Genomic DNA, 15576 nt, shown 5'->3' with positions numbered 1-15576 from the left:
GCCTCGATCGGCGGCGCCCGACCCATGCGCTGCCACGGGCCGACGCCCCAGAATTCGCCGTCCGTCACCGCTTGCTCGGGCCGCGGCCGAGCTCGGCACGTCGAGGGGTGATTGCGACAAGTCGTGCACGGGTGCATTAACCCGCGCAGCGAAGAATGTCGGCGCCCGAAGACGGTCATCGCAAGCTCAGCTGGCGCGAGGGGCTCTACCTCGTCGGCCCCGACCCGCTGACGTCGCCGTACTACTCGTCCGGCGCGCTCATCGTGGCGGGCGTCGGCTTCGCGACGCCCGCGTTCCAGCTGGGGCTCTACGCACTGCTGTTCGCGCTGGCGCCGATCTACGTCGAGGCCGTGCTGCTGACGCTGTCCAACGGCGGCACCTACGTGATGACCCGCTACGCGCTCAGCCACCTGGGCAAGGTCGCGATCGTCGCCGCCGCGATCGTCGGGGTCGTCATCTCGTTCTCCTACGTCGCGACCGCGATCGTGAGTCTGCTGTCCTACAGCGACTACGTCAGCTCGATGGTCGACGAGCTGAAGGGCGCGCGCACCCTCGCGGCCATCGCAATCTCCACCGTCCCGGCGATCGGCTTCGGCGTGTGGGTGATGCCCCATCGCATCCGCCAGACCCTCAGCACCGTCGCGGTGACGTCCCTGGTCGCGATCTCGCTGTCGGCGGTGATGCCCTCGGGCGTGGTCGTGATGTTGCCGCCGCTCATCCTGTTGTTCACCCTCAACAACTACGGCCTGCGCGAGAGCGTCAAGGTCAGCAAGACCATCTTCCTCTTCAACCTGCTGGTGATGGGCGTGACCATCTTGCTGGGGTTGATCTACCTCGTGTTGCACGGGGTCGACCTGACCAACTTCATCGACGGCGCCACTGCGCTGCGCCCGGTCCACGAGGCCCACGCCGAGATCGCCGCCGCCGGCCACATGGCCGAGGGCAGCGGGCGCTCGATGTTCCTGCCGGGCTTCGCGACGCTCGGGGCGGCGCTCATCCCGGTCGCGCTCGGTTCGTCGATCCTCGGCGCCTCGGGTGTCGAGTCCGTGATGAACATCCCCGAGGAGCTCGAGAACCCACGCGCGGACGTCCGACGCATCTACCGCGCGATGTTGATGACGCTGCTGGTCATCGGTGGCTCGTTGTCGATCCTGGTCTTCATGATCCTCTCGCCCTCGCAGCTGGTCGGCGCGTCGGGCTATCTGCTCGCGGAGCTGGGAGAGACCGTGGTCCGCGGTGTCACCGGCAGTGACACGCTCGGGCGGCTGTGGAACATCGTGATCGTCGCGAGCGCGGCGCTCATGCTCATCGGTGCCACCAACACCGGCTTCGCCGGCGCGCGTGGCCTTTGGGTCACGATGGCGCGCGACAACCTGCTGCCGCGTGCGCTGCTGGACGTCAACGAGCGCGGGGTCTTCGACCGCATCAACCTGCTGTTCTTCGTGGCGATCTTCGCGGTCTGCTACGAAGCCGACGCCTCGACCGAGGTGCTCGAGCGGTGGTACGGCGCCAGCTTCGGCTTGGTGATGCTCTCGGGCGTGGTCGCGTTCATCCTGCTGCGACGCTTCAAGGCCAGCGACCGTCGCGTCTGCCGCGCACCATTCCCCGTCAAGATCGGCGGGGTCTCGGTGCCGGTCGCCGCGCTGCTGGGCCTCGCGCTGCTGTCGCTGGCGCTGCTGGGCCTGTACGACCGCTTCGGCGATCAGATCCGCGACCTGCGGGCGCTGCTGGTGACCGCCGCGATCGCCGTGGGTGCGATCTTGCTCGGCTACAACCATCGGCCGCTGCTGCGCGCGGGCTACAACTACTTTCGGCGTGTGATCGAGTCGGTCGAGAGCGACGCGATCGAGACCGAGGACCGCACCATCGTCGTCGCGGTCGGCGGGGTTCGCATCGGCAACCTCCTGCGACACACTGTCGACATCGCGCGGGCCCAGAGCATCGCCAGCGGCATCCCGTACCGACAGATCGTCGTGTTTCACATGACGCGCACGGTCCAGCGCGAGGTGGTGTATCGAGTGAAGCGCGAGTCCATTCGTCCGGCCGGGATCGACGGCAACGTCGTCCGCGTGCACACCGAGCTGACCGAGATCGCCCCCGACGACATCACCGTGTATCTCGCGCTCGTGCCCAATCGGCACACCGAGAAGGACACCCTGCACGCGGCGATGGACGAGTTGGTCGACTTCCACGCCCGCCACGGCTTCCGCGGGCACATCGTGATCATCGGCGACTACGGCATCAGCGACCAGGACAAGCAGGAGTTGCAGGAGCGACTGGTCGGCTCGACCCTGCTGCCGGTCTCGGTGTAGCGCTGAGGCTAGTACCTCGACACAGCGATAGTGACGGGCCATGACACCGCCCTGACCGCGCCTCGCTGCGTTGCCGTACCTTGAAATACGCCCGGTATTCCGGCGGCACGGCGCCTCGCGGAGTCGCGGCCATGACGGCGTTCTGACCCATCACTATCGCTGTGTCGAGGTACTAGCCGAACTTGCCCGTGATGTAGTCCTCGGTCCGGCGGTCCTCGGGCTGCGTGAAGATGCGGTCGGTGTCGGCGACCTCGATCAGCTCACCGTGCAGCAGGAACGCGGTGCGTCGGGACACGCGCGCGGCCTGCTGCATGTTGTGGGTGACCAGCACGATGGTGTAGCGCTCGCGCAGCGAGTTCAGCAGGTCTTCGATGCGCGTGGTCGCGATGGGGTCGAGCGCCGAGCACGGCTCGTCGAGCAGCAGCACCTCGGGCTCGACCGCCAGCGCCCGCGCGATGCACAGGCGCTGCTGCTGGCCGCCCGAGAGCACCGTGGCCGGCTCCTCGAGACGATCGCGGACCTCCTCCCACAGCGCGGCCTGGGTCAGCGCGTGCTCGATGAGCGCATCGCGATCCTGGCGCGTCCGCGTCCGCGTGAGCCGCAGACCGGCGAGCACGTTGTCGCGGATCGACATCGTCGGGAACGGGTTCGGCTTCTGGAACACCATGCCGATGCGGCGCCGCAGCAGCACCGGATCCACACCATCGGCGTGGACATCCTCGCCGTCGACCAGCACCGTGCCCTCGTGACGGGCGCCGACCACCAGCTCGTGCATGCGGTTGAGGCAGCGGATCAACGTCGACTTGCCGCAGCCGGACGGGCCGATGATCGCCGACACCTGCCGCGGTGCGAGCTCGAGGTCGATCGCGCGCAACACCTGCTTGGCGCCGTACCACGCCGAGAGCCCTCGCACCGTCAGCTTCGGCGCGCCGGCCGTGTCCGCACGCTCGTTCATGTGTGCCTCTGCATGCGCCCGCGCAGCACGATCGCGACCCCGTTGAGTAGCAGCAGCGTCGCCATCAGCACCAGGATGCCGGCCGCCGCGTTGGCCGTGAAGCCCGGCTGCGGTCGCGTGGTCCAGTCGAAGATCTGGATCGGCAGCGCCGAGAAGGGCGCTTGCAGGCCGTCGGGCAAGAAGTCCATGTATCCCACTGCGCCGAGCAGCAGCAGCGGCGCCGCCTCGCCGAGCGCGCGGGAGACCGCGAGGATCGAGCCGGTCAGGACCCCGGGCAACGCCATCGGCAGCACCACCCGTCGGATCGCCTGCCAGCGCGAAGCGCCGAGCGCCAGCGCGCCCTCGCGGATCTCGGAGGGCACCGCGCGCAGGGCCTCGCGGGAGGTGAGGATGATGATCGGCAGCACCAGCAACGCCAGCGTCAGCGCGCCGGCGATGAGGCTGCGGCCCATGCCCAACGCGCGCACGAACAGCTCCAGGCCGAGCAGGCCGTAGACGATCGACGGTACGCCCGCGAGGTTGGCGATGTTGAGCTCGATCCAGCGCGCGAGGCGTCCGCGCCGGCCGTACTCCTCGAGATAGATCGCGGTCGCGAGGCCCACCGGCACGGCGATCGCCGCCGTCGCGCCGACGAGGCACAGGCTGCCGACGGCGCCGGCGAGGATGCCCGCCGAGCCTGCGTGCCGCGAGGCGTAGCTGGTGAGGAACTGCCAGTCGAGGCGCTCCAGGCCCGCGATGGCGACGCCGCCGAGCAGCACCGCGAGTGAGATCACCGGGAGGATCGCCGCCAGCAGGCACAGCAGCGAGAAGCCGCGCTCGAGCAGGCGGCTGGGGCCGCGTCGCTGCACCGTGGGGCTCACGTCGCCCCCGTGGCCACGCGCGCGCGGTTGCGTCGCGTCAGACGTCGGCTGAGCAGGTTGGCCGCGAACGTGAACGCGAACAGCGTCGCACCGATCACGAAGATCGTGCGATACGCCAGGGTCCCGCTCGAGGCGTCGCCGATCCCGACCTGCACGATGTACGCGGTCATGGTCTCGACTGGCACCCGTGGATCGAGGGTCACGCGGGGTTGCTGTCCGGCCGCGATGGCGACGATCATCGTCTCGCCGACCGCGCGGGATACCGCCAGCAGCAACGCCGCGGTGATGCCGGGCAGCGCGGTGGGCAGCACCACGCGAAAGATGCACGCCAAGCGCCCCGCGCCCAGTGCGAACGCACCCTCGCGCAGCTCCCTCGGCACCGCTGCCATCGCGTCCTCGCCCAGTGACGTGATCATCGGGATGATCATCACGCCCATCACGATGCCCGCACCGAGCGCGTTGAAGCCGGCCAGCCCTGGCACCACCTGCTGCAGCGCGGGTGTGACCACCACCAGCGCGAAGTAGCCGTACACGATGGTCGGGACCCCGGCGAGCAGCTCGAGCGTGGGCTTGAGCACCGTGCGCACGCGCGGCCGCGCGAGCTCGCCGAGGTAGATCGCCGCCAGCAATCCGAACGGCAGTGCGACCGCGATCGCAATCGTCGAGGTCAACAGCGTGCCCACCACGAGCGGCCAGATCCCGAAGTGTTGCTGGCTGAACAGCGGCGTCCACTGGTCGTCGAGCAGGAACGCCGACAGCGGGACCTCGCGGAAGAACGCGAAGCTCTCGCCCAGCAGGACCACCAGGATCGCGGCGGTCGTGGCGATGGAGATCAGCGCGCAGCCCAGCAGGCCTCGCTCGATCACCCGCTCGTGCAGCGGCTGCCCGGGCCGCCGCCGTGCCCGCTGCCGCCCGGCGTTCATCGGGCCGCCAGCAGCGCTGCGCTGGCCCGCAGCAGGTCGTCGCCGACGAAATCGGAGCCCGAGCGGCGCTCGTCGAAGCGCGCACGCACGCGGTCGTATGCGGCGGCGGAGAGCGGGACGTAGCCGACCTCCCCCGCGAGCATCGGTGCGCTGCGCAGGTAGAACGCGACGAAGCTCTCGACCGCGGGGACCTGCGCGGCGCGGTCGGACACGTAGAGAAACATCGGGCGCGAGAGCGGCTGGTAGTGACCCAGCGTGACCGACTCCAGCGACGGCGCGATGGCACCGTCGCCGTTCTCGGCGATGCCATCGTCGACCGGGATCAGCTTGAGGCTGGTGCGATTCTCCCACCAGTACGCAAAGCCCATGAAGCCGAGCGCGTGGGGATCGTGGCGGATGCCCTGGACCAGCATGTTGTCGTCTTCGCTGGCGGTGTAGTCGCCGCGGCTTGCGTGCTCACTGCCGACGATCGTGCGGGTGAAGTAGTCGTAGGTGCCGGAGCCCACGCCGGCACCGAACAGGTGCAGCTCGGCGTCGGGCCAACCCCTGCGCACGTCGCTCCAGCGCATCACCACGCCCTGCGCCGCCGGGGCCCACATGCGGCGCAGCTCCTCGACCGTGATGTCGTCGATCCACCACGCGTCGGGGTGGACCAGCACCGCGATGCCGTCGAACGCGATCGGTAGCTCGATGGCGGCGATGCCCGCGGCCGCGCACGCGTCGAGCTCGTCGGGTTGGATCGGACGCGACGCGCCGGCGATCGCGATCTCGCCGCGGCACAGCTTCTTGATGCCGCCGCCGGTGCCCGATGCTCCGATCGTCACGCGCGCGCCGAGCGTGCCGCGGAATTCCTCCGCGACGGCCTCGGTCAGCGGATAGACCGTGCTCGAGCCGTCGATCGCCAGCAGGTCGCCGCGATCGCCCCCGGTGCAGGCACCGCAGGCGTACAGAATCATGGGGATCGCGCAGCGCATCGCCGTGGGTCCTCCAGCAGAGCACGGGGATGTGACACGGCAGTGACGCAGGGGGAGGATCTGCGGGCGCCAACTCACGATGGTCTGCGACGAAACCGTGTCGCGATGGCCGCATTGTCACCTCGACGTCACGTGCGAACGCGTTGGCCGTCACGTACGGGTGACATCGTCCGGCCGCCGTGCCGACCCTCGCGACCTCGTGGATCTCGTTCCTCCTCGCCGCCCAGCCCCCCGAATCGCCACGAACGTTGGCCCCCGACGTGCCCATGGCGGTGGCCGCCGACGGCACCACGGCCATCGACGTGGCCCCGCCGTCGTCGCCGCAGTCCGGCGCGGCCGAGCCGGGCGCGGGCGCGCAGGGCGAGGCCACGGCCGCGATCGACGCGGCCGCCGTGCCCGCGCCGGTCGATCCCTCGCCACCCTCGGCGCCGGCGCGCACGCCCGCGGTGGCCGCGACCACCGCGACCATTCGCACCGCAGAGCACGGCGCAGTCTCGAAGGTCGAGGAGTCGGTGTACCGCATCGGCAAGGGCTGGAGCATCTCGAGCAAGGACCAGCGCTTCTCGTTGCAGCTGCGCGGGCGCATCCAGTTCCGCTACGACCTCGAGGTGCCGCACCGCCCCGACGCCACGCCGCAGCACTCGCTGCAGATCCGGCGCGCGCGCGTCGTGCTGATGGGCCACGTGTTCAGCCCCCACGTGAAGTACCACTTCCAGTTCGGCTTCTCGCCGCGCGACATGCAGAACGACCTGCCGAACGAGAACGGCAGCATCCGCCGCAACCCGCTGCGCGACGCGCGGCTCGAGTTCGACCGCCTGCGCGACTTCACGATCTGGATGGGGCAGATGAAGGTGCCGTTCTCGCGACAGCGCATCATCTCGTCGTCGAACATGAACCTCGTCGACCGCTCGCTGGTCAACGCGGAGTTCAACCTCGACCGCGACCTCGGCGTGCAGGCGATGTCGAAGGACCTCGGCGGGCTCGGCAACCACCTCGCCTACTACGCCGGCGTGTTCATGGGTGAGGGGCGCAATGCGTTCGAGCTCACCGACTTCGGCCTGCTCTACGTCGGCCGCCTCGAGGTGCTGCCGTTCGGCAAGTTCGACGACTACACCGAGGGTGACCTGGCGCGCTCGCGCAAGCCCGGCATGAGCATCGGCGCTGCCTATGCCTTCCACGACGACGCCCACGCCGCGCGTGGCAACGTCGGCGATCGACCGGCGGACGACGGCACCACCGACTTCCACAACGCGACCGCAGATCTGGTCTTCAAGTGGCGCGGTCTGTCGGTGTCGACGGCGGCCCACCTGCGTCGCGGTACTCAGCGCCGCGGCGGCGCTGCGCTCGACGACACCGGCACGCCGATCGCGACAGCACCGGCGCGCCAGGGCGTAGGCTGGTACGGACAGCTCGGCGTGATGTTGCCTCGCATCCCACTCGAGCTGGTGGGGCGCTATGGCTTCGCGCGGGCTGTGTTCGGTCGCAGCTCGCTGCCCGACGCCGACGAGGCTGGCGGCGGGCTCAACTGGTACTTCGTGGGGCACGACCTCAAGCTGCAGCTCGACTACTTCCGCAGCTGGGACGAGAGCATGGGCACCAGTCCGGCCGAGGCCGCCCGCAACGGCACCGACCGCGTACGCGTGCAGGTGCAGCTTTATTTCTAGTGGCCCTGGGCTCACGGCGGATCGACGCCGAGCTCGGCGCGCGTGTGCTCGTCGACCTGCTCGAGCCCGAACACGCGCTCCCATTTCGCGATGACCACCGAGGCCAGGCCGTTGCCGATGACGTTCACCATCGTGCGCGCCATGTCCATGATCTCGTCGACCGCCAGCAGCATCGCGACCCCGGCCTCGCCGGGGAGACCGAAGCTCGCGCAGGTGCCTGCGATGATGACCAGGGTCGCCCGCGGGACCCCGGCCACGCCCTTGGAGGTGAGCATGAAGGTCAGCAGCATCGCGATCTGCGTGCCCAGCGGCATGTCGATGCCCGCGGCCTGCGCGATGGTGATCGACGCGACCACCAGGTACAGCGTCGAGCCGTCGAGGTTGAACGAGTAGCCGGTCGGGATCACGAAGCTGGCGACCCGACGCGGCACCCCGAACGCGACCACGTCCTCGAGCAGGCGCGGCAGCGCGGCCTCGCTCGATGCGGTGGAGAATGCGGTCGCCGCCGGCTCGCGAATGGCCCGCAGGAAGCCGCGCACGCGGATGCCGGTGACCACCATGATGGGCAGGAACACCAGCACGAACAACAGCGCGAGCGCGAGGTAGAGGCTGCCGACCAACGCCGCGTACTTGCCCACCAGGTGCAGCACCGCTGGCCAGCCCTTCACGAACACGCCGTCGATCTCGCGGCCCGCTGCCATGTGGCTGACGTTGTAGGCCATCGCGCCGAAGACCCCGAGCGGCGTCAGGCGCATGACGAGGTCGGTGTACTTGAACATCACCTGCGAGACGGCCTCGAAGAACGACAGCACGACCTTGCGGTGCTCCGCGCCGACCCGCGTGAGCGAGATGCCGAACAGCGTCGCGAACACCACCACCGGCAGGATGTCGCCCTTGCCGGCGTGCTCGACCAGGTTCGACGGGAACAGGTGCAGCGCGATCTCCCAGCCGGACTTCTGCTGCGCCAGCTCGACGGTCGCGTGGCCGCTGAGATCGATCGGCAGCCCATCGCCGGGTCGCAGCCAGTTCACGACGCCGAGGCCGATGAACAGCGCCAGCGTGGTGACGATCTCGAAGTAGAGCAGCGCCTTGCCGCCCATGCGGCCGACGGCCTTCAGATCGCCGGTCTGCGCGACCCCGACCACGATGGTCGAGAACAACAGCGGCACGATCAGGCCCTTGATCAGGTGGATGAATGCGGACGAGAGGAACTTGAAGAGGTCGTAGGCGCCTGGGTACTGGTCCTGCGGCGCGAAGCCGCCCGCGACGATCCCCAGCAGCAGACCCATGAAGATCCAGAAGGTGCTGCGGGCCCAGAACGGTCGCGACGTGGGCGGTGCGGCAGACATCGGCGGATGCACGATACCGCGAATGTCTGCGCACGCGGGCGCCGATTCACGGTGGTTTCATCGGCGCTTGACCCTGGCGAGGGCGTCGCCGTCATCACCTCTGGCTAGCCTGGGAGGTGATGTTCGACCTCGATGCCTACGTCGCGCGACTGAGGTCGCGCGCCGATGATCTCGCGCTGCGCCAGCGACCTTGCGGTCTGTCGATCGCGCTGTTCGACTCGATCGCACACGTGCGCGACGCCGATTGGGACGCCGTCGTCGGTTCGCGGCTGTTCATGGGGCGCGACTACCTCGCGGCCTTCGAGCGCGCACGGCCGCCACGGATGGGCTTTCGCTACGCGGTCTGTTACGAAGGCCGCCGCCCGGTCGCAGTCGCGAGCTACCAGCTCCTCGACATCGCGCTCGACGCGTTCGGTTCGCGGCTCGAGCCGGCCATCGCGACGCCGCAGTCCGAGCGGTTGCGCGAGCGCCTGCGCGATGTCCGGCGCAACGTCGTGCGTAGCGTGGGTGATGCGATCGGGGAGGGCGGTGCGCAGCGGCTGCTGATCAACGGCAACGCGCTGGTCACCGGCGAGCACGGCCTCGCGGTCGCGGCCGGCTTCGACCCGGGCCGCGCGATGCATGCCCTCGCCGAGGCGACCTATCGGCTGCGCCGCGCCGAGAAGCTCGCGGGTGGCGTCGCCTCGGTGCTGGTGAAGGACTTTGGCGCCGGCGCGCGCCTCCACGCCGACGAGCTGCTGCGGTTCGGCTACCACGCGTTCGAGGTCGATCCCAACATGGTGGTGGCGATCGACCCGGGCTGGCGGCGCTTCGACGACTACCTCGGGGTGTTCTCGGCCAAGTACCGGCGCAAGGCCAAGGACGCGCAGAAGAAGTCCCGCGCGCTGCGGTGTGAGCGACTCGATGGCGCCGCGATCGAGCGCCATGCCGCGCGCCTGCACGCGCTCTACCTCGCGGTGCACCACAAGGCCCGTCTGCGGCTGGCCAACCCCGGCCCCGACTACTTCCCCGCGCTCGCCCACGCGCTGGGCGACGCGCTGGTGGTGCGCGGCTGGTGGCTGGACGACGCGTTGGTCGGCTGCAGCGTCGCGCTCGGCCGTGGCGACGTGCTCGAGGCCCACATGGTCGGTATCGACTACGACCACAACCTCGATCACGGCATCTACCCGAGCACCCTCTACGGCTTCGTCGACGACGCGATCACGCGTCGTGTCCGCGAACTCTCGCTCGGCCGTACCGCGCTCGAGATCAAGAGCTCGATCGGCGCGGTGCCGCGACCGATGACCTGCTACCTGCGCCACGCGAACCCGGTGGGGAACCGGTTGCTACGGCCGTTGGTGGCGCAGATCAGCCCGTCGCCGTGGTCGCCGCGGAGCCCCTTCCGCGAGGCCTGAGCCGCGGATGCCAAGGCAGACCTCGCGCGGCCCCGATCGCGCCGCCCCGTGAGCCATCCGCTACCATCGCCGGCGGTGCCGTCCGTGCCCGCTGCCGAGCTCCGCACTCGCTTCGCGCGCCTGCTCGCGGGCATCTGGTTTCGCTCGCTGCAGACCCGCGGTGAGCCGCCGCCGGCGGGCCCGGTGCTGTGGGTGCTCAACCATCCCAACGGCCTCGTCGATGGGGTCGCGGCCGCGGCGGCGCTGCCGGGCGCGCCGCGTTTCATGGGCAAGGCGACGCTGTGGAAGGTGCTGCCGCTCAAGCCGTTGCTGGCGATCTTCCAGCCCATCCCGGTGCATCGCCGCGCCGACGGCGACGTCGGGCCCGAGGCCACCGCTGCGACGTTCGCTGCGGTGCACGAGGCGTTCGCGCGCGGCGAGTCGGTTGCGCTGTTCCCCGAGGGCATCAGCCACGCGTTCCAGGATCTCGCGCCGCTCAAGACCGGTGCCGCCCGCATCGTGTTGTCGTCGCCGATCGCCGTGCAGGTGGTACCGGCGGGCCTGGTCTACGGCCAGCGCGAGACCTTCCGCCACAGCGCGTTGGTGCGGCTCGGCGCGCCGGTGCCCATCGACGATCTGCGCGCGCAGGGGGCCACGCCGGCGGCAGTGCACGAGCTGACCGCACGGCTGCGCGCGGCCATGCTGCCGCTCACGCTGCACGGCCCCGATGACGCGCTCTCGCGGCTCGCGGAGCGACTGGCGTGGCTGCTCGCCGATGGTCCGCGTGAGCGCGCCGATCTCGAGGGCGTGCGCGCGCGTGTGCGGTTGCTCGGTGAGCGACTGCGACAGCTGCCGCTCGATCAGCAGCAGCGCGTGTTCGAGGGGGTCGAGCAGGCCGACGCCGCGCTGGCCCGCAGCGGCGTGCGGCCCGATCAGGTCGGCTTCGCGTACTCGCGGGGGGTCGTCGCGCGGTGGTTGCCCGGCTTCCTCGCCCGTCTGGCGATCGCGCCGGTGGTGCTGCCGCTGGCGCTGTGGTGGTGGCCGGTCTATCGCGTGACCGGCTTCGTCATCGATCGCATCACGCTCGATCTCGACGTGGTCTCGACCTACAAGTTCCTGCTCGGGCTGGTGCTGTTCCCGCTGTGGCTGCTCGCGAGCGTGGTGCTGGCCGGGCTCCGCTTCGGCGCGTGGGGGGTCATCGCCACCGTGCTGGCGGCGACGATCGCATTCGTCGTGTTGCCGCTGTCGGAGCGGCTGCGCGAGGACGTGCAGGCGATCCGCGGCTTCATGCGCCGTCGCGATCCGATCCACGCGGCGCTCGTCGAGCAGCGCGCGGCGCTGCTGACCGCGTTCCCCGAGCTCGAGACCGTGCCGGGCTGACGCCGCGCCCGCTCAGATCTGGCACAGCGGCGTGCCGGTCGAGGTCCGCAGCACCAGCGTGCGCCACGCCAGCATCGCACCGTCGGACTGTCGCTCGGTCTGCAGCACCACGTTCTCGATGTCGCCACCGCCGATCACGTTGTCGTTGGCGTTGGTGGTGTCGCGGGGGCCACGATCGCTGTAGACCGGCTCGCTCGCGACGATCTCGTCGGACAGCGCGTCGTCGAAGAACAGCTGCGAGGTGACGAACTCGGTGCCACCGATGCGGATCTGGAAGTGGATGTGGATCGTGCGGCCCGAGTACCAGCCGGGGAAGCAGGTGTCGAAGTCGACGCGGCCCTCGGCGTCGGTGGTCTGCACGCCTCGCATCCAGCGCGCGGCCTCGGCCGCGGGGTTGCCGAGCGTGCACATCGCGGAGGCGTCGTCGCCCGAGTAGTAGCCGTCGGCGCTGGTGTGCCAGACGTCGACCTCGGCGTCGGCGACCGGGTTGCAGTCGGTGTCGACGATCTTGAGTGCGAGCCGCACCGGCAGGCCCGGCTGTCCCTCGCTGATGTCCTTGCGCTCGATGGTGTCCGCGTAGCAGGGGCCCAGGGTCGCGGCGCAGGTCAGCTCGCAGACCGGGCCGAGTCCGCGCGTGAACGGGTCGGGGTAGTTGCCGCACATCGACGCGGTGCCGCCCGAGGCCCAGCCTTCGATCGTCGCGCACGCGCCGGTGTCGCTGCTCGAGGCATCCGCTGCGCCACTCGAACCATCGCTCGAGCCGCCGCCGCTGCTGTCCGCGACCCCGGTGCTGCCGGTCGCCGAGGCCGACGCACCGCTCGAGCCGCCGCTCGAGCCACCGCTGCTGCCGCCCCCGCTCGAGCCGCCGCCGCTCGACCCATCACCGCTGCTGCCGCTGCCGCTGCCGTCGTCGCCGCCGCAGCCGGTCAGCGCGACCACGCCCGATGCGGTCGCGAGCGCGCCGAGTCCTCGCAGCACGCGACGGCGGGTGGTGTGGGTGCGGGCACGGTGGAGGGCGCGGCGTTGCATCGCCAGCAGGTTACCGCGGCGACCTTGCGGGATTCCTAACTCGATGCCGCCGATCGAGGCGCGACCGTCGTCGACTGCGGATTGCACGGTACAGTGCTTACAGTCGTGAAGCCCACCAGCCCATCCGCGCCGGCAGTGCTCGTGGTCGAGGACGACGAGCAGCTGGGCGCGCAGATCGTCGCCCACCTGCGGGATGCCGGCTTCGATCCGACCCTGCTGCGACGCGGGCGGGCGCTCACCGGTGACGATCTCGCGCTCGTGCAGCTGGTGGTGTTGGACCTGATGCTGCCCGGTGTCTCGGGCATGGACATGATCGCGCAGATCCGGGCTGCCGCGGCGGTGCCGATCCTCGTGCTCAGCGCCCGCAACGACAGTGCCGACAAGGTCCGCGCGCTGCAGCTCGGCGCCGACGACTACATGACCAAGCCGTTCTGGCCCGAGGAGCTGGTCGAGCGCGTGCGTGCGCGGCTGCGACGACCGACGCTCGCGCCGCAGGGGGCGATCGAGCTCGGTCGCCTGCGCATCGACCGTTCGGCCCGCGAGGTGTGGGTCGACGGTGTACGTGTCGAGCTGACGCGCGTCGAGTTCGAATTCTTGCTCGCGCTCGCCGAGCGCCCCGGCGCCGCGATCACCCGCCGCGTGCTCGTCGACCGCGTACTCGACCCTGCGCGCGATGGCGACGCCCGCACCCTCGACGTGCACGCCTCGCGGTTGCGCAAGAAGCTGGGCGTGGAGGAGTTGATCGAGACGGTGTGGGGTATCGGCTATCGCCTCGCGCACGAGGGCGGCCGATGAAGCTGCGCACCCGGTTGGTGTTGTCGTCGGTGCTGGCGATCGCCGCCACGGTCGCAGCGCTGGCGATCTACGACGGCGTCGCGCGCCGCCGCGCCGCGCGATCGCTGCTCATCGAGATCGCGGCCGAGCACCTCGCGACGCAGCGCGAGGCGTGCGAGGCCGAGCCCGGTGGTTGGGGCGGCGAGTGGGTCGGCCCCCGTGGTCATCGCGGGCCTCCGGCGGGTCGTCACCGGCCGCCGCCCGGCAAGCACGAGCCGCCGCCGCATGAGCATGCGCCGGACGAGCCGCGACCCCGCCCGCCGCGCGCGTGGGCCTACGACGGTGAGCTGCGGGCCCACGCCGCCGACGCGCCGGCGTTGTTGCCCGCGTGGCTCGACGCGATGGACGACGACGGCATCGCTGCGCTGCCGCTGTCGTGGCGCAACGACGACGTGGCGGCGGTGTTGCGCACGCCATGGGCGGATGGCCCCTGCCGCTACGTGCTCGTGCAGGGCTCGACCGGTAGCTGGGGTGCGGTGCTGCCGAGCGGGCGGGTGTGGTTGCTACCGGCGGTGGTGGTGCTGGCCGCGGTCATGATGGTGGCCGGGCCGATGATCCGCCGCATCCGTCAGCTCACGCGGGCGGTCGAGCGCTCGGCATCGTCGGCGTACGATCTGTCGATTCCCGCGCTCGGCTCCGACGAGGTCGCGGAGCTGGGGCGAGCCTTCGATCGCGCAGCCCGGCGCGTGCGGGACGAGCTCGAGCAGCGCATGCGCAGCGAGACGGCGCTGCGCGAGTTCCTCGCCAACACCACCCACGACCTCATGATCCCGCTGACGGTGCTGCAGGGACACCTCGCGGCACTGCGCGACCGCGTGGCAGGGGGCCAGGTGCCCGACGCCGACATGCTGCGCTCGGCGATGAACGAGGCCCACTACATGGGCGCGCTGGTGCACAACCTCGGAGCGGTCGCACGCCTCGACGGCGCGGCCCCGAGCCTGCAGCGGACCCGGGTCGATCTGCGCGACGTGGTGTCCCGCGTGCGCGCGCGCCACCGGCCGATCGCGCGCGAGGCCGGCGTCGAGCTGGAGGACGCGGTACCGGCCGAGGCGGTGCTCGTCGACGTCGACGTCACCCTCATCGAGCAGGCCGTCAGCAACGTCGTCTACAACGCGGTGCGTTACAACCACCGCGGCGGCCACGTCGCGATCGTGCTCGAGCGCGTGGGCGACGACCGCTTCGCGCTGCACGTGGTCGACGATGGCCCGGGCATCGCCCCCGAGCAGCTCGCGCGTGTGCGGGAGCGCGGCGTGCGAGGCGACGACGCTCGCACGCGCGCGCCGCAGGGGCAGGGGCTGGGTCTACCGATCGCGCTGCGCGTCGCCCAGCTCCACGGTCTCTCGCTCGAGTTCTCCGCGGTCGACGGCGGTGGGCTCGAGGTCGTGCTCGCGGGTGATCGCTGCCGGCCGCAGACCGATCACGCGCCGCGCAGCGACGCGTCGTCCTCGAGCGCGCGACTGAGCTGACGCAGGACGCCCATGCGGTCGGGTGCGAGCAGCAGCGCCGCGATCGCCCCGGGCGCGATCAACATCCGACCGAGGATCGCCAGCGCCTGCAGGTGTTGGATGCCATCGGGTGGGGACACCAGCGCGACCACCACCCGCACCGGCTCGTCGTCGGGCCCGCGGGTGGTGAGGCCCGACGGCGCCAGCCCGACGGCCGCGAGTGGGTGCGCGACGTCGAAGCGCGCGTGCGGGATCGCGACCCCGTGGCCGAAGGCGGTGCTGCCGAGCGCCTCGCGCTCGCCGAAGCCCGCGCGCAGCTCGGCGCGCCCGAGTCCGTGCACCTGCGCGAGCGCGGCGACCAGCTCGTCGACGACGCCCTCGACATCGCGGGCGGCGACGCGATGGACGATGGTGTCGAGTGTGACGACCGGGGTCACGGCCGGCTAATTGCCCCCAAGCGAGGCCCGTGGTCAACGGG

The 15576-nt window shown here is 70.7% G+C and carries 13 protein-coding genes; 6 read left to right on the top strand and 7 right to left on the bottom strand.

The genetic code is table 11. The features are described 5' to 3' along the window. The first annotated feature begins 155 nt into the window (after positions 1-155). Complete coding sequence (locus IPH07_18650) at positions 156-2312, top strand: amino acid permease (GenBank protein MBK6919419.1); 2157 nt, start codon at positions 156-158, stop codon at positions 2310-2312. A 172-nt stretch (positions 2313-2484) separates the two neighbouring features. Here IPH07_18650 and pstB read toward each other — a convergent pair whose 3' ends face one another. Genes pstB through IPH07_18630 form a run of 4 tightly spaced genes read right to left on the bottom strand, consistent with a single transcriptional unit; the run spans position 2485 to position 6006 of the window. Then, positions 2485-3267 (bottom strand): phosphate ABC transporter ATP-binding protein, encoded by a 783-nt coding sequence (pstB, locus tag IPH07_18645; GenBank protein MBK6919418.1) that lies wholly within the window; start codon positions 3265-3267, stop codon positions 2485-2487. Further along, positions 3264-4127 carry a phosphate ABC transporter permease PstA gene (gene pstA, locus IPH07_18640; GenBank protein ID MBK6919417.1) on the bottom strand — a complete coding sequence of 288 codons (864 nt, stop codon included), beginning with the start codon at positions 4125-4127 and terminating at the stop codon, positions 3264-3266. Before pstA ends, pstB begins: the two co-directional genes overlap by 4 nt. Next, complete coding sequence (gene pstC, locus IPH07_18635) at positions 4124-5050, bottom strand: phosphate ABC transporter permease subunit PstC (protein ID MBK6919416.1); 927 nt, start codon at positions 5048-5050, stop codon at positions 4124-4126. Before pstC ends, pstA begins: the two co-directional genes overlap by 4 nt. Beyond that, complete coding sequence (locus tag IPH07_18630) at positions 5047-6006, bottom strand: PstS family phosphate ABC transporter substrate-binding protein (protein MBK6919415.1); 960 nt, start codon at positions 6004-6006, stop codon at positions 5047-5049. Before IPH07_18630 ends, pstC begins: the two co-directional genes overlap by 4 nt. Positions 6007-6203: 197 nt before the next feature. Here IPH07_18630 and IPH07_18625 point away from each other — a divergent pair, with 197 nt between their 5' ends. Then, a complete protein-coding gene (locus IPH07_18625) occupies positions 6204-7688 on the top strand; it encodes a hypothetical protein (protein ID MBK6919414.1) in 1485 nt (494 codons plus the stop codon). An 11-nt stretch (positions 7689-7699) separates the two neighbouring features. Here the strand turns inward: IPH07_18625 and IPH07_18620 are convergent, their stop codons facing one another. Continuing rightward, complete coding sequence (locus IPH07_18620; protein MBK6919413.1) at positions 7700-9037, bottom strand: cation:dicarboxylase symporter family transporter; 1338 nt, start codon at positions 9035-9037, stop codon at positions 7700-7702. Between the two features lie 119 nt (positions 9038-9156). Here IPH07_18620 and IPH07_18615 point away from each other — a divergent pair, with 119 nt between their 5' ends. After that, positions 9157-10431 carry a GNAT family N-acetyltransferase gene (locus IPH07_18615; protein ID MBK6919412.1) on the top strand — a complete coding sequence of 425 codons (1275 nt, stop codon included), beginning with the start codon at positions 9157-9159 and terminating at the stop codon, positions 10429-10431. A gap of 75 nt (positions 10432-10506) precedes the next feature. Then, on the top strand, positions 10507-11790 hold the full coding sequence (locus tag IPH07_18610) for a 1-acyl-sn-glycerol-3-phosphate acyltransferase (protein MBK6919411.1): 1284 nt from the start codon (positions 10507-10509) through the stop codon (positions 11788-11790). Between the two features lie 12 nt (positions 11791-11802). Here IPH07_18610 and IPH07_18605 read toward each other — a convergent pair whose 3' ends face one another. Beyond that, the gene (locus tag IPH07_18605; GenBank protein ID MBK6919410.1) at positions 11803-12453 is read right to left on the bottom strand and encodes a protocatechuate 3,4-dioxygenase; all 651 of its coding nucleotides are present in this window, start codon (positions 12451-12453) and stop codon (positions 11803-11805) included. Positions 12454-12924: 471 nt separating this feature from the next. Between IPH07_18605 and IPH07_18600 the strand changes: the two genes are divergently transcribed. Together IPH07_18600 and IPH07_18595 are read left to right on the top strand one after the other, a co-directional pair. Continuing rightward, positions 12925-13614, top strand: a complete 690-nt coding sequence (locus IPH07_18600) for a response regulator transcription factor (protein ID MBK6919409.1) — start codon at positions 12925-12927, stop codon at positions 13612-13614. Then, positions 13611-15119 (top strand): HAMP domain-containing histidine kinase, encoded by a 1509-nt coding sequence (locus tag IPH07_18595; protein MBK6919408.1) that lies wholly within the window; start codon positions 13611-13613, stop codon positions 15117-15119. The genes IPH07_18600 and IPH07_18595 overlap by 4 nt, the downstream gene beginning before the upstream one ends. Here IPH07_18595 and IPH07_18590 read toward each other — a convergent pair. Next, positions 15071-15535, bottom strand: a complete 465-nt coding sequence (locus tag IPH07_18590; GenBank protein MBK6919407.1) for a PTS sugar transporter subunit IIA — start codon at positions 15533-15535, stop codon at positions 15071-15073. The two genes, IPH07_18595 and IPH07_18590, sit on opposite strands and share 49 nt — an antisense overlap. Between the last annotated feature and the right edge of the window lie 41 nt (positions 15536-15576).

The organism is Deltaproteobacteria bacterium (assembly GCA_016709225.1).
Classification (GTDB): Bacteria; Myxococcota_A; Polyangia; order Nannocystales; family Nannocystaceae; genus Xiheibacterium; species Xiheibacterium phototrophicum.
This window is presented reverse-complemented; position numbering and strand designations above follow the sequence as displayed.